Origin of the sequence: Gordonia sp. DT218 (genome assembly GCF_049847105.1) — a bacterium.
Classification (GTDB): domain Bacteria; phylum Actinomycetota; class Actinomycetes; order Mycobacteriales; family Mycobacteriaceae; genus Gordonia.
This window is the reverse complement of sequence record NZ_JBNCNS010000005.1, coordinates 273505-290268: the sequence shown is the minus strand read 5'-3', so window position 1 is coordinate 290268 and position 16764 is coordinate 273505. Positions and strand designations below refer to the sequence as shown.

17 protein-coding genes are annotated in these 16764 nt (G+C 67.2%); 5 read left to right on the top strand and 12 right to left on the bottom strand.

Annotated features, from left to right (window positions below):
* Nucleotides 1–11 precede the first annotated feature (11 nt).
* Both ACPXCG_RS19630 and ACPXCG_RS19625 read left to right on the top strand, forming a co-directional pair.
* Nucleotides 12–695, top strand: coding sequence for an amino acid ABC transporter permease (locus tag ACPXCG_RS19630; protein ID WP_425793787.1), 684 nt, complete (start codon nt 12–14; stop codon nt 693–695).
* Nucleotides 692–1585: an amino acid ABC transporter permease gene (locus ACPXCG_RS19625; RefSeq protein WP_425793786.1), complete on the top strand. Its 894-nt coding sequence runs from the start codon at nt 692–694 to the stop codon at nt 1583–1585. The genes ACPXCG_RS19630 and ACPXCG_RS19625 overlap by 4 nt, the downstream gene beginning before the upstream one ends.
* Nucleotides 1586–1640: 55 nt before the next feature.
* On the opposite strand, the gene ACPXCG_RS19620 is transcribed toward ACPXCG_RS19625, so the two are convergent.
* The 7 genes from ACPXCG_RS19620 to pgsA all read right to left on the bottom strand — a co-directional run bounded on the left by ACPXCG_RS19620 (nt 1641) and on the right by pgsA (nt 7240).
* Nucleotides 1641–2165, bottom strand: coding sequence for a regulatory protein RecX (locus ACPXCG_RS19620; protein ID WP_425793784.1), 525 nt, complete (start codon nt 2163–2165; stop codon nt 1641–1643).
* A gap of 7 nt (nt 2166–2172) precedes the next feature.
* Nucleotides 2173–3216 carry a recombinase RecA gene (recA, locus tag ACPXCG_RS19615; RefSeq protein ID WP_425793783.1) on the bottom strand — a complete coding sequence of 348 codons (1044 nt, stop codon included), beginning with the start codon at nt 3214–3216 and terminating at the stop codon, nt 2173–2175.
* A 270-nt stretch (nt 3217–3486) separates the two neighbouring features.
* The gene (locus ACPXCG_RS19610; protein WP_425793782.1) at nt 3487–3681 is read right to left on the bottom strand and encodes a DUF3046 domain-containing protein; all 195 of its coding nucleotides are present in this window, start codon (nt 3679–3681) and stop codon (nt 3487–3489) included.
* 32 nt (nt 3682–3713) lie between these two features.
* The gene (locus tag ACPXCG_RS19605) at nt 3714–4883 is read right to left on the bottom strand and encodes a glycosyltransferase (protein WP_425793780.1); all 1170 of its coding nucleotides are present in this window, start codon (nt 4881–4883) and stop codon (nt 3714–3716) included.
* Between the two features lie 126 nt (nt 4884–5009).
* Nucleotides 5010–5831 (bottom strand): phage shock protein PspA, encoded by an 822-nt coding sequence (gene pspA, locus ACPXCG_RS19600; protein WP_425793779.1) that lies wholly within the window; start codon nt 5829–5831, stop codon nt 5010–5012.
* Between the two features lie 132 nt (nt 5832–5963).
* Nucleotides 5964–6320 carry a helix-turn-helix domain-containing protein gene (locus tag ACPXCG_RS19595; RefSeq protein WP_425793778.1) on the bottom strand — a complete coding sequence of 119 codons (357 nt, stop codon included), beginning with the start codon at nt 6318–6320 and terminating at the stop codon, nt 5964–5966.
* A gap of 194 nt (nt 6321–6514) precedes the next feature.
* A complete protein-coding gene (gene pgsA, locus ACPXCG_RS19590) occupies nt 6515–7240 on the bottom strand; it encodes a CDP-diacylglycerol--glycerol-3-phosphate 3-phosphatidyltransferase (protein ID WP_425793776.1) in 726 nt (241 codons plus the stop codon).
* Between the two features lie 156 nt (nt 7241–7396).
* On the opposite strand from pgsA, the gene ACPXCG_RS19585 reads away from it, so the two are divergent.
* Both ACPXCG_RS19585 and ACPXCG_RS19580 read left to right on the top strand, forming a co-directional pair.
* Nucleotides 7397–7993 carry an amino-acid N-acetyltransferase gene (locus ACPXCG_RS19585; protein WP_425793775.1) on the top strand — a complete coding sequence of 199 codons (597 nt, stop codon included), beginning with the start codon at nt 7397–7399 and terminating at the stop codon, nt 7991–7993.
* 17 nt (nt 7994–8010) lie between these two features.
* Nucleotides 8011–8295 carry a YciI family protein gene (locus ACPXCG_RS19580; RefSeq protein ID WP_425793774.1) on the top strand — a complete coding sequence of 95 codons (285 nt, stop codon included), beginning with the start codon at nt 8011–8013 and terminating at the stop codon, nt 8293–8295.
* 29 nt (nt 8296–8324) lie between these two features.
* Here the strand turns inward: ACPXCG_RS19580 and ACPXCG_RS19575 are convergent, their stop codons facing one another.
* Nucleotides 8325–9311, bottom strand: coding sequence for a TerC family protein (locus ACPXCG_RS19575; RefSeq protein WP_425793773.1), 987 nt, complete (start codon nt 9309–9311; stop codon nt 8325–8327).
* 243 nt (nt 9312–9554) lie between these two features.
* On the opposite strand from ACPXCG_RS19575, the gene ACPXCG_RS19570 reads away from it, so the two are divergent.
* Nucleotides 9555–9977, top strand: coding sequence for an MmcQ/YjbR family DNA-binding protein (locus tag ACPXCG_RS19570; RefSeq protein WP_425793772.1), 423 nt, complete (start codon nt 9555–9557; stop codon nt 9975–9977).
* 71 nt (nt 9978–10048) lie between these two features.
* Here ACPXCG_RS19570 and ACPXCG_RS19565 read toward each other — a convergent pair whose 3' ends face one another.
* The 4 genes from ACPXCG_RS19565 to dapA form a co-directional block, all read right to left on the bottom strand.
* A complete protein-coding gene (locus ACPXCG_RS19565; protein ID WP_425793771.1) occupies nt 10049–12985 on the bottom strand; it encodes a DNA translocase FtsK 4TM domain-containing protein in 2937 nt (978 codons plus the stop codon).
* A 97-nt stretch (nt 12986–13082) separates the two neighbouring features.
* Nucleotides 13083–13715, bottom strand: coding sequence for a TIGR03085 family metal-binding protein (locus ACPXCG_RS19560; RefSeq protein WP_425793770.1), 633 nt, complete (start codon nt 13713–13715; stop codon nt 13083–13085).
* Between the two features lie 44 nt (nt 13716–13759).
* Nucleotides 13760–15799, bottom strand: coding sequence for a ribonuclease J (locus ACPXCG_RS19555; RefSeq protein ID WP_425793769.1), 2040 nt, complete (start codon nt 15797–15799; stop codon nt 13760–13762).
* Nucleotides 15799–16704: a 4-hydroxy-tetrahydrodipicolinate synthase gene (gene dapA / locus ACPXCG_RS19550; protein WP_164308314.1), complete on the bottom strand. Its 906-nt coding sequence runs from the start codon at nt 16702–16704 to the stop codon at nt 15799–15801. Before dapA ends, ACPXCG_RS19555 begins: the two co-directional genes overlap by 1 nt.
* Nucleotides 16705–16764: the final 60 nt, after the last annotated feature.

The window sequence follows — 16764 nt, the reverse complement described above, 5'->3', positions numbered from 1 at the left end:
GCTGATCGCCGATGAGTGAACTCTGGGCGGATATGGGGCCGCAACTGTGGCCCGCCTTCTGGGTGACGCTGAAACTGACCTTTTTCTCGTCGATCGGGGCGCTGATCTGGGGCACCCTGCTGGCCGCGATGCGGGTGTCCCCGGTTCCGGTGATGCGCGGGTTCTCCGAGGTCTACATCAACGTGGTCCGCAACACCCCACTGACACTGATCATCCTGTTCTGTTCCATCGGTCTGTACCAGAATCTCGGTCTCACCCTGGCACCGGACAACGAGAACTTCATCGACAACAACAACTTCTGGCTCGCGGTCCTGGCCTTCGTGCTCTATACGGCGACATTCGTGTGCGAGACATTGCGTTCGGGTTTCAACACCGTGCCGATCGGCCAGGCCGAGGCCGCACGATCGCTGGGACTCACGTTCCCGCAGGTCCTCGGCATCATCATCCTGCCGCAAGCGCTCCGCTCGGTGATCGGGCCGCTGGGCAGTGTGCTGATCGCGCTGACCAAGAACACCACGATCGCGTCCGTCATCGGTGTGGCCGAGGCCTCGCTGCTGATGAAAGAGGAACTCGAGACGTTCTCCGATCAAATCATCGCGGTGTTCGCGATCATCGCGATCGGCTTCATGATCATCACGCTGACCGAAGGTTTCGTCTTCGGGTACCTGGCCAAACGACTGGCGGTGAAACGATGAGCTCCAACGCGACCGTCCTCTACGACGCACCCGGACCCAAGGCGCGGATGCGTAATCGCATCATTGCGATCGTCTTCATCGCCATCCTGATCGCTATCGCCGCCTACGTGCTCTACATCCTGGGCGGCAACGACCAGCTGACGTCGGAAAAGTGGAACCCCTTCGTCAAGTCCACCACCTGGACCACCTACGTCCTGCCCGGTCTGTGGGGCACGCTCAAGGCGGCGGCACTCTCGATCGTCCTGGCGTTGCTGCTCGGCTCGATCCTCGGCATCGGCCGGTTGTCCGATCACCGGTGGCTGCGGGCGCTGTCCGGATTGTTCGTCGAGGTCTTCCGTGCGATCCCGGTGTTGATCCTGATGATCTTCGCCTACTACCTGTTCGCCGACTATGCGATCTTCCCGTCGTCACAACTGGCGTTTGCGGCCGTGGTCACCGGCCTGACCCTGTACAACGGTTCGGTGATCGCCGAGATCCTCCGTTCCGGGATCAACTCTCTCCCCAAGGGCCAGACCGAGGCATCCATGGCCGTGGGTCTCCGCAAATCGCAGATGATGCGCATCATCCTGCTCCCGCAGGCGATCACCGCGATGTTGCCGGCGTTGATCTCCCAGATGGTCATCGCGCTGAAGGACAGCGCGCTCGGATACGCGATCGGTTACATCGAGGTGGTCCGTTCCGGCATCCAGTCCGCGTCCTATTACGGGAACTATCTCCCCGCGTTGGTCGTGGTCGCCATCGTGATGATCGTCATCAACTTCGGCTTGTCGTCGCTGGCCACCTATCTCGAACAGCGGTTGCGTCAGGGCCGGACAAAGCGAGTGGTCCCCGACGCCGAGGCCGCCGACCTGGCGGCGATGGAAAACCTGCCGACGTTAGGTCCGAAGTAGGGCGGATTCGAGACGAGCAGCCGTGAACTTCAGACCTCGGTGTCAGTCCACCTGCTCAGACCTCGGTGTTCACGCCGTCGAGCGCCTCGGTGACGACATCGATGGCCATCGACTGCGGATAGCCCCGGCGCATCAGCATGCCCGCCAGCCGTCGGAACATGGTGTCGCGCACGGCGGGATCGGCGCGCAGACGGTCGATCTGAATTGGCGTGAGCTTCTTGGCGACGAGTTCGCCGGCGACGGCACGCTCGTCGTCAGGATCCACGTCGTCGAGCGCGGCCTCGATGATGCCGGCGTCGATCCCCTTCCTGCGGAGTTCCTGACGGAGCGCCACACGCCCCCGGCCCGAATGGGTGTGCCGAGACCGCACCCATTCGTTCGCGAACTCGGAGTCGTCGACGAGTTGATGTTTCTCCAGTCGGATCATCACGTCGTCCACGGTGTCGGCATCAAAGCCCTTGCGGACCAGCCGTTCGGCCATTTCCTGTCGGGAACGAGCACGGACCCCGAGGAGTCGGAGTGCCGCGTCCCATGCGCTGGGACCGGCCCGTTCTTCGGGGTCCGGTGTGGTACTGCTCACGGCTCGATCAGAATTCCACCGGAGCGGGTGCGACCTCGTCAGCGTCGACGACGGCCCCGATGCCCAGCTTCTCCTTGATCTTCTTCTCGATCTCATCCCGGACGTCGTCGTTCTCCAGCAAGAACTTCCGGGCGTTCTCCTTGCCCTGGCCCAGCTGATCGCCCTCATAGGTGAACCATGAACCCGACTTGCGGATGAAACCTTCGGCAACGCCCATGTCGATGAGCGAGCCTTCCTTGCTGATGCCCTGGCCGTAGAGGATGTCGAACTCGGCCTGCTTGAACGGTGGTGCCACCTTGTTCTTGACCACTTTCACCCGGGTGCGGTTACCGACTGCATCGGTGCCGTCCTTGAGGGTTTCGATACGCCGGACATCAAGCCGGACAGAGGAATAGAACTTCAGGGCCTTGCCGCCGGTGGTGGTTTCCGGGGACCCGAACATGACGCCGATCTTCTCGCGCAGCTGGTTGATGAAGATGGCAGTGGTCTTCGAGTTGCTCAGCCCGGACGTCATCTTCCGCAGTGCCTGGCTCATCAGGCGCGCCTGCAGTCCCACATGGCTGTCGCCCATCTCACCCTCGATCTCGGCACGCGGTACGAGCGCGGCGACCGAGTCGATGACCAGGATGTCGAGCGCGCCCGAACGGATCAGCATGTCCGCGATCTCCAGCGCCTGCTCCCCGGTGTCGGGCTGCGACACCAGCAGCGCATCGGTGTCGACGCCGAGCTTGGCCGCGTAATCAGGATCGAGAGCGTGCTCGGCATCGATGAAGGCGGCGATGCCGCCGGCGGCCTGGGCGTTGGCCACCGCATGCAGGGCGACGGTGGTCTTACCCGAGGATTCCGGGCCGTAGATCTCCACGACCCGGCCACGTGGGAGGCCGCCGATGCCGAGAGCCACATCCAAGGCGATGGAGCCGGTCGGGATGACCGCGATCGGCTGACGGGTCTCCTCGCCGAGCCGCATGACCGATCCCTTGCCGAAGTTCTTGTCGATCTGCGCGAGGGCCAGATCGAGCGCCTTCTCCCTGTCCTGCGGTGCTGCTGCCATGGGGTTCTCCTCCGAACTCGGGGCCGGTGACCGGCCAGGTGGTCTCATGTGTGGCTGATGTGGGTTGCACGTTAGCCACGGGATCCGACAACTTCCGTCTGCGCGCGTCGTTGCTTTGTCGTCTCAATGTCTGACGCACGCCCGGAGTCCGTGGTTCCGACAACACCCACAATGAACGAACATGTGTTCGATGGCAAGCACCGACACGCCGCGTGGACAGATCGCCGCGCGCGGATCACCGGCAGGCGGGCCGACAGTCCCGCGTCGCCGTCACCAGCGTTCGCGGGGGACGTCGAAGTCGCGACAGATGGCCATCCAGACGTCCCGGGGATCGGCGCCGCCTTCGATCGCCTGCGCCCCGGTACGTCCACCGAATTCGAGGAGAACGTGGTCGACCAGGATCGAATCGGCCGCCCGCCCCCCGAACTCGGCGGTGATCAGCTCGGTGAATTCGGTCAGACGCACGCGGCCAGCCTACCCACGCCGAACGTCCCTTCTCACTGCGACAACAGGCGCCGAACCACCTGTACCGGGTCGACGACCCCGGCTGCCGATGCCGAGGCACACCGTGCCGCATCGGCGTACGCCGGATCGGTGAGCACCTCGCGCGCCGCCGACGCGAGAGAGCGCACTTCCACCGGCCGGACGAGACGGCCACTCCCCTGGCGCTGCACCCGATTCGCCAGTTCCCACTGGTCACCGCCCCCGGGAACCGTCACAACCGGAACACCGGCCGCGAGCGCCTTGGCCAGCATCCCGTGCCCGCCACCGCAGATCACCAGGTCGACGTCGGGCAGGATCTCGTCCTGGCGCGCCGTGCCGACCACCAGATGATCCGGGAGCTGTCCCGACGACGGCGGGTCGAGGGCCGAGAGAACCACCCGCACAGGAAATCCGAGCTCGTCGGCGGACAGTGCGGAGATCGCGGCGCCGGCCATGTCCGCGGCGCCGGTGACCGCGGTCGAGGGCGCGACCAAGATCAGCGGTGCCGTCCCCGGCGGCCGCTCGAACACCGATCCGGTCGGCTCCCACAGCAACGGGCCCACGAGATGCGCGTCCGCGGGCCAATCCGGCCGGTACACCTCCAGCGCGGGCAACGTCGCGACGAGCCGCGCCGCGGGGCGGGGTATCGATGTGCCGAGGCCGATCTCGGACCGCGCCCGCGCACGCTGCCGCTCACCGCGTCGCAACGATCGCGCGGTCGCCGCGCGCATCGCCGCGTCGCGCAGCCGGCCCGACCAGCCCGTACCGGGTTCGAGACCTGCGCCGATCGGCGGCAGGCCGCGAGACGGTCGGTACAGCGGGTGCGGCGACAGTTCCACCCACGGGACACCCACCAGTTCGGCCGCCCATCCGCCCCCGACGGTGATCACGTCCGAGATCACCAGATCCACCCGACGCTCGGCGAGCACGGGCGCCAGCGACACCGCGATCCGACCGGCCCGTCCGCTCAGCTTCGCACCGGCGTCGGTGTCGTCGTCCCCGTCCTCGACGGCCAGCCCCGGGAGCTCGACCACCTCGATGCCTCGTTCGGCAGCGGCCGCGCGCCATCGAAGCCCCGTGTAGACGGTCGTGCCGATGCCGTCTGTCCCCAGACGTTCGGCGAGTGCGAAGGCCGGAAAGGCATGTCCCGCATCAGGTCCCGCCACGATGGCCACGCGTGCCATGGATCTCCTCGCTGCCACACGCACCCGGGACCGCGCAGGACGCACCGGTCGGCATGCGCATCGGACGACGAACGGCCCCCCACTCGGCGGGAGGCCGTTCGTCGTGGTCGATCGTGTCCGGTCGGCTCAGTTGCCGGTCTGGGGCGGTTGTTCGGTCGCCGGTGTGGACGGTTGCGCGGGCTGGGCGGCCGGCTGCGCAGCGCCCGTGCCGGCGGACGGGAGGGCACCACCCTGCATGCTGGCGCGGATCTGCTCGAGTCGTGCGTGGCCGGCCATCTGGACCCCGGCCTGCTCGACCTCCTGCATGCGACCTTGGACGGTGTTCTGCGCGAGTTCGGCCTGCCCCAACGCATTGGCGTAGCGACGCTCGATCTTGTCGCGCACCTGGTCGAGATTCGGGGTGTTGCCCGGCACCGCGAGCTCGCTCATCTGATTGAGCGACGCGCTCACCTGCTCCTGCATCTTGGCCTGCTCGAGCTGGCTCAGCAGCTTGGACCGCTCGGCCAGCTTCTGCTGCAGCGTCATCGCGTTGCGCTCGACGGCCTTCTTGGCCTGCTCGGCCGCCTGCAACGACTGGTCGTGCAGCACCTTGAGATCCTCGACGCTCTGCTCCGCGGTGACCAGCTGGGCGGCAAAGGCCTCGGCGGCGTTGGTGTACTCCTGCGCCTTCGCCGAATCGCCCGCCGCGGTCGCCTGATCGGCCAGTGTCAGTGCCTGGCGGGTGTTGGCCTGGAGCTTCTCGATCTCCTCGAGCTGACGGTTGAGTTTCATCTCCAGCTGACGCTGATTGCCGATGACCGACGCCGCCTGCTGGGACAGGGCCTGGTGCTGACGCTGCGCGTCCTCGATCGCCTGCTGGATCTGGATCTTCGGGTCTGCGTTCTCGTCGATCTTGGCGTTACCAAGTGCCATCAGGTAGCGCCACGCCTTCACGAACGGGTTCGCCATTCTTGCGTCAACTCCATTCCGGGTGGTCGGTGAGTGTGTAACCAATCTAGCGTCTGGGACCGTCACACGGTGACACACCATGATCCCGGTCGCGCCCGCGGCGCGGTCGGGTGCGGCGCGAACCGCGGAGCATCATGCGGCGGCGAGCGCCGCCTCCTCGGAACGTCCGGCGGGCCCCGGGATGACGACCTTGGCGTCGAGCACGCCCATGTCCGTGGTCGCGATCGTCTCGGCGCCGATCAGACGGTCGCTGTCGGCGGGGAGCATGGCGAGGCCGATGTCGAGCAGGAGCTCGGCGATCTCCACGTCGAGTGCGTCACAGATCGCAGCGAGGAGCTCGCTGGACGCCTCCTTCTGCCCACGTTCGACCTCCGACAGGTAGCCGAGGCTGACCCGGGCGTCGGTGGACACCTCACGCAGCGTCCGGCCCTGCGTCGTGCGTACCCGGCGCAGGCTCTCGCCCAGCGCCTCTCGCAGTAGCACTGCCATCGGGCGTCCTCCTCACTGCTCGGTTGTCTTCCGGCCACGACCACCTCGTCGGTCGCCGGACCAGACCATCACCACAACGTCTGCGACACCGCACCGGTTCCCGACGACCCAGGTTCGCCGGTTCGGCGGATGTCGCCGCCGTGACGACGACAGTAGTCGAATATCACGGCCGCTGCCGCGCCGTATCGCGCACGTCATCCGGTGTTGCGCCGAGGGCGAACATCGGGCGCTCCGGAGGCGTCGGACGACCCGTCGCCGGCTCCGGTCCCCGTTCGGGCGGCCGCGACGGACCGATTCCGCAGAACCAGGGCCTGCCAGATGTAATCGAAGCCCGTGAACACCGTGACGACCAGCGCAAGGCCCATCACGACGGCGGCGGCCACATGCCATGGTCCGCCCAGCGGCAGCAGGTAGAGGCCGATGGCCACCGCCTGGAGCAGGGTCTTCAGCTTGCCTCCCCGGCTGGCCGGGATCACACCGTGACGCAAGACCCAGAACCGAAGAGCGGTGACACCGAGTTCCCGGGCGAGGATCACGGCGGTCACCCACCACGAGAGGTCGCCGAGGACGGACAAGCCGACGAGCGCCGCACCGATGAGCGCCTTGTCGGCGATCGGATCGGCCATCTTCCCGAAGTCGGTGACGAGGCCTCGTTCCCGCGCGAGACGCCCGTCGTATCGGTCCGTGATGGCCGCGATCGCGAAGATCGCGGCTGCCGTGATCCGCCACGCCGTGTCGTGGCCGCCGCCGATGAACAAGGCCGCGACGAACACGGGAACCAGGACGATCCGGAAGACGGTGAGCGCGTTCGCAATGTTGACCAGGGGTACCGGGTCGACGGGGTCGGTGATGTGGTCGGGCCCACGGCCGGCACCTGCGATCCCGTTCTCGTGCACGGCACGGCGCATCCGATCGGTCATGACGCACCGATCTCTCGTGGTCGCCAGCCGACCAGGCGATACTGCTCCCGCACGCCCACAGCCTATCGGCACCCCGGTCGCGGGCAGTCCGCGAGGGCAGACTCGGGCGCAAAGGCACGTGCGCGCCCCTCCCGGGCACGACTACTGTGAGGTCCCATGCCCCCTGCCGTCCCCGACCCGGCACCCCGGACGCCACCGACTGCTACCCCGGGACCGACCGCTACCGACGACGAGAACGTCTCGGCGACGGAGGTACGCGACGCCGCGATCCGCCGGGCACGAACCTCCGACGTACCCCGGATCAAAGAACTCATCGACCAGTACGCGGGTCGCATCCTGTTGGAGAAGAACCTCGTCACCCTCTACGAGGCGGTCCAGGAGTTCTGGGTGGCCGACCTCGACGGTGTGGTGGTCGGCTGCGGCGCGTTGCACGTGCTCTGGGCCGACCTCGGCGAAGTGCGTACCGTCGCGGTCGACACCGGGTATGCAAGCCGCGGCGTCGGTCACCGGATCGTCGCGCGCCTGATGGACATGGCCCGGGAGCTGCAGCTGTCCCGGGTATTCGTGCTCACCTTCGAGACCTCGTTCTTCGCGCGGCACGGTTTCAGCGAGATCGACGGCACACCCGTGACCCGCGAGGTGTTCGAGGAGATGTGCCGTTCCTACGACACCGGCGTCGCCGAGTTCCTCGACCTGAGCTACGTGAAGCCCAACACGCTCGGCAACACCCGAATGCTGGCCACCCTCAACTGATCACGACAGGAGCCCCGATGGCGACCTTTGCCGTCCACTACACCTACGAACCCCCCAAGGCGGCCCTGCGTGACCAGTACCGGCCACTGCACCGTGAGTGGTTGGGCGAGGAGAATGCCGCGGGCAACGTGCTGCTGGCCGGCCCCTACCCGGACGGCTCCGGCGCCCTGATCGTCATCCGCGCCGAGAGCCTCGACGCCGGCGAGGCGTTCCTGGCCAACGACCCGTTCATCGCGCACGAGGCCGTCGACGGTGTCCGGGTGGTCGAATGGACCCAGGTCTTCGGGCCGCTCGACGCCTGATCGACCCGGACACCGCCGATCGGCGGTCGTCAGCTCGGCGTCGACTCGGAATTGCGCGACCTGATCAAGCTCGCGACGGTGGTGATCACCAGCGTCAGAATGATCACCGACAGCGACACCGCCGTGGACACCTCGGGCACCGAGACGTGTTCGCCACCGTTGATGAACGGCAGGGTGTTCTCGTGCAGGGCATGCAGTACGAGCTTCACACCGATGAACGCCAGGATGAACGAGAGTCCGTAGGACAGGTAGACCAGCCGGTCGAGCAAACCGCCGAGCAGGAAGTACAGCTGGCGAAGTCCCATCAGTGCGAACGCATTCGCGGTGAACACCAGGTAGGGCTCCTGGGTGAGCCCGTAGATGGCGGGGATCGAGTCGAGGGCGAACAGCACGTCGGTGAAGCCGATGACGGTGAGGACCATCAGCATCGGGGTGGCCAGTCGCTTGCCGTTCGCCTTGGTGAAGAGCTTGTCGCCGTCATACTCGTCGGAGGTACGCAGGTAGCGCTTGACGAACCGCTCGAGCCTGGTCTCGCGCTGCTCCTCGTGATCCACCGGGTCGTCGCTGTCGCTGACGAGCTTGACCGCGGTGTAGAGCAGGAAGGCGCCGAACAGGTAAAAGATCCAGCTGTAGGTGTTGATGGCCGCGGCACCGACAGCGATGAAGAGGCCACGCATGATGAGCGCCATCACGATGCCGAGCAGGAGGACCTTCTGCTGATACTCCTTGGGCACGGCGAACTTCGACAGGATGATGACGAAGACGAACAGGTTGTCCACCGAGAGTGCCTTCTCGGTGACGTAGCCGGCGAAGTACTCGCCGCCGTAGGTACTACCCCATTTCCACCACACGAACAGGCCGAAGACGACCGCGATCGAGATGTAGACCACCGACCAACTGCCCGACTCCTTGAGGGACGGGGCATGTGGCACTCGGACGTGGGCGAAAAAGTCGAAGACGAACAGGGCCGCGATCACCACGCAGGTGACGATCCAGACCGTTGTCGTGATATCCATGAAAGTGATCTCCTCCAGCGCGCAGCACAAGCTTGCGATGCCAGAGGTCTCTCCCGCCGGCGATTCGGTGACAAGACATCAGATGACGTGTGCACCGGGCCGACCGACGAATCCGGGTCGTCCGCGCCACGATGATCGGCATAGTGGCCCGGGGCGACCGTATTGACGGAGACGCCGCAAAGAGTGGGGATACTCCCCTCTTCGATCGTCGACCAGCCTAGTACACGCGGGTACGGTTACACCATGGCGCCACGACAGCGCCCGGCGACCGTCGACGACATCCACACCGTCGCACAGGCAATGCCCCACGTCACGGATGCCGGTTCGTCCGCGGATCGGCCGGTCTATCAGGTCGGCGGGAAGTCATTCGTGTTCTTCCGCACGCCCCGGCCGGACGCCCGCGATCCCGACACCGGCGAGCGATTCGACGACGTCGTGGTCATCTGGGTCCCGTCCGAGGACGACAAGCTGGCCCTGGTCCAGGACGAGGGCACACCGTTCTTCACCACGAGCCATTTCGACGGGCATCTCTCGGTGCTCGTGCGCACGTCCGGGATCGCCGAGTTGACCTGCACGGAACTGACCGAGGTGATCCAGGACGCCTGGTTGAGCCGGGCATCGGCCCGGCGTGCGCGGACCTGGCTGTCCGAGCACGGGCTCACCTGAGCGCACCCGATCGCCCGCCCCCATCGACAGTCGACCGGTCAGTGCTCGACCGGTCAGTGCTCGACCGCGCGCTACTCGGTTGCGGCGTCGTCGCCACCGCCGCCCGTGATCGAGGTGATCACACCGGCGAGGTCCTCCGGTTTCACCAGCACCTCACGGGCTTTGGACCCTTCGCTCGGCCCGACGACCCCACGCGTCTCCATCAGGTCCATCAGCCGACCCGCCTTGGCGAACCCGACCCGGAGCTTGCGCTGCAGCATCGATGTCGAACCGAACTGACTGGAGACCACGAGTTCGATGGCCTGCAGCAGGTCGTCGAGGTCGTTGCCGATGTCGCCGTCGATGTCCTTCTTCTCGCCCGCCTTGGCGGTGGTGACGCCCTCGGTGTACTCGGGCTCGCTCTGCTCGCGGGTGAAGTCGACGACGGCCTGGATCTCCTCGTCGGTGATGAAGGCACCCTGCATACGGATCGGCTTGTTGGCGCCCATGGGCAGGAAGAGACCGTCACCCATACCGATCAGTTTCTCGGCGCCGGGCTGATCGAGGATGACCCGCGAGTCGGTCAGCGACGACGTCGCGAACGCCAGGCGCGACGGCACATTCGTCTTGATCAGACCGGTCACCACGTCGACGGACGGACGCTGGGTGGCGAGCACGAGGTGGATGCCCGCCGCACGCGCCTTCTGCGTGATGCGCACGATCGCGTCCTCCACGTCACGCGGTGCAGTCATCATCAGGTCCGCGAGCTCGTCGACGATCGCCAGGATGTACGGATACGGGGTGTAGACACGCTCGCTGCCCAGCGGCGTGGTGATCTCCCCGGACCGCACCTTGGTGTTGAAGTCGTCGATGTGACGCACCCGGGACGCCTTCATGTCCTGATAGCGCTGTTCCATCTCCTCGACGAGCCACGCCAATGCCGCCGCGGCCTTCTTCGGCTGGGTGATGATGGGCGTGATGAGGTGCGGAATGCCCTCGTACGGGGTGAGTTCCACCATCTTGGGATCGATGAGGATCATCCGGACATCGTCGGGAGTCGCCCGGCTGAGCAACGAGACCAGCATCGAGTTGACGAAGCTCGACTTGCCGGAACCGGTCGAGCCGGCCACCAGCAGGTGCGGCATCTTGGCCAGATTCGCACTGACGAAGTCGCCCTCGATGTCCTTGCCGAGCCCGATCACCAGCGGGTGACCGTCCTTGCGCGTCTTCGGCGACTTCAGCACGTCGGCGAGACGCACCATCTCCCGATCGGAGTTGGGCACCTCGATGCCCACCGCGGACTTGCCCGGGATGGGCGCGAGGAGGCGGACGTTGTCGGTGGCCACCGCGTACGCGATGTTGCGCTGCAACGCCGTGATCTTCTCGACCTTGACGCCCGGACCGAGTTCGACCTCGTAACGGGTCACCGTCGGGCCGCGGGTGTAGCCGGTGACCGCGGCGTCGATCTTGAACTGCTCCATGACGCCGGTGATCCGGTCGATCATGTCGTCGTTGGCGCGACCGCCCTGCTTCGGCGCGTCCCCGTCGATCAGCAGGTCCGACGGCGGCAACTGGTAAGCGCCCTCGACGGGGCGATCGACGAGCGCGGCCCCTGAGGTCTCGGGCTCCGCGGCGGGCGTCTGAGCGCGTGGGGTCTTGTGTTTCGCCGGTGTCTTGCGCGGCGGTGCCGGTTCCTCGGGTTCGGCACCGATCTGCTCGGTGACCTCGTCGTCGAGGGGGATCGTCGTCGCGGCCGCGAAGTCCGCGGCGTCCACATCGGGGTCGACGGGCCTGCGTGAGCGGCGGCGGCGCACCGGCTCGACGTCGGGCGGGTAGTTGTCGTACGGGTCGGGAGAGTAACCGGTGGGCGTGTCCAGCACCTCGGTCGCCTGATCGTCGGCGCCTCGAGCACGACCACGAGTGACGCGGCGTGCGGCCCGCTCGTCCTCGACCTCGTCGTCGAACTCGTCGCGGTCGAATTCGTCGCCGTCGAACTCGTCCCAGGGCGCGACGTCGTCGGCGTATGACGCGTGGCCGAGTCCCAGGTAGCCGGCCGCTCCGTCGATCACCTCACGAACTGTCCTGCCGCTCAGGATCAATGCGCCGAAGGCGACGCACAGCAGCAGGACGGGCACCGAGATCCAGGCCGTCACGCCGTCGGTGAGCGGGGTGCCGACGGCGAATCCGAGGAAACCGCCGGCCGACGACCGGCCGGGCAGGTCTTCCGGTGCACCGGCGACGAGGTGCACGAGACCGAGTACCGGCAGCACCACGAGCAGGCCGGCACCGAGATACCGTGCTCGTCGATGCGGGTTCGGCGGCCGCCGCATGAGCATCACGGCCAGCGCGACCAGAGCGAGCGGTACCACCACCGATGCGGCACCGACAATCGCTCGGATGAGTGCCTCGATGAACGCCCCGACCGGTCCGGCCGCCCCGAACCACACGCTCGCTCCCACCAGGAGAGCAAAGGCGAGGATCGCCAGCGCGACGCCGTCGCGGCGGTGTGAGTGACCGCTCAGGTCGCGCCGCGGCGCCGAACGCCCGCGCCGATCGACGGGCCGCTCCTCGTCGAGTGGGTCGTCGACGATCGGCCCGTCGAACCCGTCGAACCCGTCGTCGACGGTCTCCTCGACGTCGAGGTCGTCGAGACGGTCGTCCCCCGTCGAACGCACTCCCCCGGCGCGTGCCAGACCGCCCACGCCGCGCGCCATCAGGGACCATCCGGCGCCGAGTCCGCGACCGACCGCGGATGCCCCGGTCGCTGCGACCGACCGGCGGTGGATGTCCTCGGATGCCACCGCGCTCCCGCTCCCGCCCCGAGCTCGCGTGGAGGTCCCGCTCTTGCGCGCTGTGGTGGAGCGGGTACCGGCCGTCGTCGAGCGCGACGTCGACGTCCGCGTGCTCGTACCGCGCGACCCCCGTGCACCCGACTTCGTCGTTCCCGCGGTCGCACGCGATGCCGATCTCGGCGCACTCCTCTGCGACGCACCCCGTTTCTGGGCACCAGCGGTTGCTTTCGAAGCCATGGGAGACAGACTAGTCGCCTACCGTCACCTCAGTCACATAGGCAACACTGGCAACGCATTTGTGTGTCGAATTCGTAACCGGCCCGAATCGACGGTCTCAGAAGCCCCGCTTGGCGCTCATCACCGCCGACACGCTGTCGCCATCCCCTTCGTATGTGACATCCAGCGGCGCCCGCCCGAACGCGAACAGCACGAGCTCGCCGGCGGTGCCGGTCACCACGACGGGCTTCCCGGACCCGGAGGTGACCAGCTCACGGCCATCGTCGGTGGTCAGGGTGACCGACGCGGGCGAGCCCTTGAGAGTGAGCTTGGCCATCGACTTCGCCGGGGTGACCAGCGCTTCCTGCATGTCGGCCGACAGCGGCCGCGGCGTCCATGGCGCGTCCCTGGGCGTTCCGCCACGCAGGACGTCCTCGTGATGGACGAACATCTCGGCGAGATTGGCCCAGCGATCCACGAGTTTGAAGGGCGAGAACGCGGGCGGACCCGACGCCAGCTGGTCGAGCAGGACGTCCCACGACTGCGTGGCGGCGCCGGCGCGCACCCGCTCGGTGTGCCCGGCGAACTGCTTGATCATGATTCCGGGACCCGTGTCCGGCCGACGTTCCCGGACCACCAGATGGGCGACGAGATCCCGGGTCGTCCAGCCCTCACACAGGGTCGACGCATCGGGTCCGACGGAGCGGAGGGTGTCGACGAGTGCGGCGCGTTCATCTTGTGCGAGGGTCACGGATCACACCCTAGCCGCGGCCACCGCCTCCGGCGCTCGCGCGATCAGGATCCGACGGCGAGCACCGTCGGCACGATCATCGGCCGGCGGCGGTAGGTGTCGGCGACCCAGCGTCCCACGGCTCGGCGGATGGTCTGTGCGATGCGATGCGCATCTGTGACACCTTCGGCCGCCAGCGAGTCGAGCGCCTGATGCACCACATCCGCCGCCGCCTTCAGCGCGTCCGGATCGTCGGAGAAGCCGCGTCCGGAAACCTCGGGCACGCTCACCGCACGTCCGGTGGTGGCATCGATGGCGATCGTGATGGAGATGAAACCGCCCTCCCCCAGCACCAATCGTTCCGACAGCGTCGACTCGTTCACGTCGCCCACCGACAGTCCGTCGACGTAGACGTGGCCGACCGGCACGCGGCCGGCGATCTCCGCGAGGCCGTCGACGAGATCCACCACCACGCCGTCCTCGGCCAGTACCACCCGGTCCTCGGGGACGCCGGTGGCGACCGCGAGCGCGGCATTGGCCCGCAGGTGGCGCCACTCGCCGTGGACCGGCATGACGTTCGACGGCCGCACCGCGTTGTACAGGTAGAGCAGCTCACCGGCCGACGCATGCCCGGAGACGTGCACCTTGGCGCTCTGTTGCGTGATGACCGTGGCACCCCGCTTCGCCAGACCGTTGACCACCGCGAACACGGAGTTCTCGTTGCCCGGGATCAGCGATGACGCGAGCACCACGAGATCGTTCGCGCGGATGTTTATCTGGCGGTGTTCGCCGCGCGCCATCCGCGACAGCGCCGAGAGCGGCTCACCCTGCGAGCCCGTCGAGATCAGCACCAACCGGTCGTCGGGCAGCGTCGCGGCTGTGTCGAGATCCACGAGGACGCCATCCGGCACCGACAGGTATCCGAGATCCTGGGCGATCTGCATGTTGCGGACCATCGACCGCCCGACGAAGGCGATCCGCCGATTGTGCGCGAGGGCCACGTCGACGACCTGCTGGATCCGGTGGACGTGGCTGGCGAACGACGCGACGATGACCCGTTGACGGGCGCGACCGATGACCTGGTCGAGGACCCCGCCGATCTCACGTTCGGGCGTCACGAAGCCCGGCACCTCGGCGTTGGTCGAGTCGACCAGGAACAGGTCGACCCCCTCGTCGCCGAGCCGGCTGAAACCGGCGAGATCGGTGAGCCGATTGTCGAGGGGCAGCTGGTCGAGCTTGATGTCACCGGTGTGCAGGACCACGCCGGCCGGGGTCCGGATGGCCACCGCGATGGCGTCCGGGATCGAGTGATTGACCGCGAAGTACTCACAGTCGAACGGGCCGTGCGTGGTTCGCTCACCCTCGACCACCTGTACGAGCTTGGGGCGCAACCGGTGCTCGCGACACTTCGCGTCGACCAGTGCAAGCGTGAACTTCGACCCGATCACCGGGATGTCGCTGCGCAACCGGAGCAGGAACGGGACCGCGCCGATGTGGTCCTCGTGACCATGCGTCAGGACGATCGCGTCGACGTCGTCCATCCGGTCTTCGATGTATGTGAAGTCGGGCAGGATCAGGTCCACGCCGGGTTGAGCGTCTTCGGGGAACAGCACGCCGCAGTCGACGATGAGCAGGCGGCCGCCGTATTCGAAGACGGTCATGTTCCGCCCGATCTCACCGATGCCGCCGAGGGCCACGATGCGAAGACCGTTACGGGGAGCCCGGCGAGGGGTACCGAGTCGATCGACCGCAGGCACCGTCGCGGCCTGCGATCCGCGGTTGTCGCCCCGCCGGTCCCGGCGCTCGTGGCGTCCGCCGCCGGAGCGTGACTGCCCCGATTGGGCCCGCGCGGCGTGTTTCGGGTCGGCTTCCTGGCTGCTCCGGGCAGCCGACGAATCCGCCTTCTTGGGAGCCTTTTTCGCGGTAGCGCCCGACGCCTTGGCCGCCTTGGCAGGCGGTGCTGCGTCGGCCGGCGGTGCCGCCTTGGTGGACGGGGCCGCCTTGGTGGACGGGGCCGCCTTGGTGGACGGGGCCGCCTTGGTGGGCGGGGCCGGAGGTCCTGCCTTTCGGCTTGCGGTACGACGACGCCGCGCTGGCCCGGTCATCAGTTCAGCACGCCGGCCGTGCGGAGATCCGCCACGAGCGCCTCGATCTGCGGCCCGTCTGCCGGGACTTGCGGCAAACGCGGTCGGCCGACATCGAATCCGAGGATTCGCAGTGATTCCTTCACCATCGTCACACCACCCAATCGGCCCATCGCGTTCACCAGCGGGAGCATCGAGATGTTGAGCTCCCGGGCGGTCGCGATGTCACCCTTCTCGAACGCCATCTGCATGTCGCGCAACCGATCCGCGACCAGGTGCCCGATCACGCTGACGAATCCGGTCGCACCCACCGAGAGCCACGGCAGATTCAGCGCGTCCTCACCGGAGAGGTACTCCAGATCGGTCGACGCGATGATGCCCGCCGCCGAATGCAGGTCGCCCTTGGCGTCCTTCACACCCTTGATGCGCGGGTGTTCGGCGAGCGCGAGCATCGTGTCGTTGAGGATCGGGACCACGGACCGGGGCGGAATGTCGTACAGCAGCACGGGAAGATCGGTGGCGTCCGCGATCGAGCGGAAGTGTGCGTACAGGCCGGCCTGGGGCGGCTTCGAATAATAGGGCGTCACCACGAGCAGTCCGTGGGCGCCGACCTTCTCCGCCTCGATGGCGAAGCGAACGCTCTCGGCGGTGTCGTAACTGCCCGCGCCCTGGGTGATGCGAGCGCGGTCTCCGACGGCGTCGAGCACCACGCGCAGGAGCTCCAGCTTTTCCGGGACGGTGGTCGTCGGTGACTCGCCGGTCGTGCCCGACACCACGAGTCCGTCACATCCCTTGGACACCAGGTGTTCGGCCAGCTCGGCGGCCTTGTCCAGATCCAGCGCACCGTCGGGGGTGAAGGGGGTCACCATGGCGACGCCGATGGTCCCGAAGGGATGCGTCTGCGGCTGGTCTACGCCTGCGTTCATGGTGCTCAAGGCTACCTTCTCCGTGCCGCGGATACGCGTGCGGGCGCCCGGCGCGGCGCC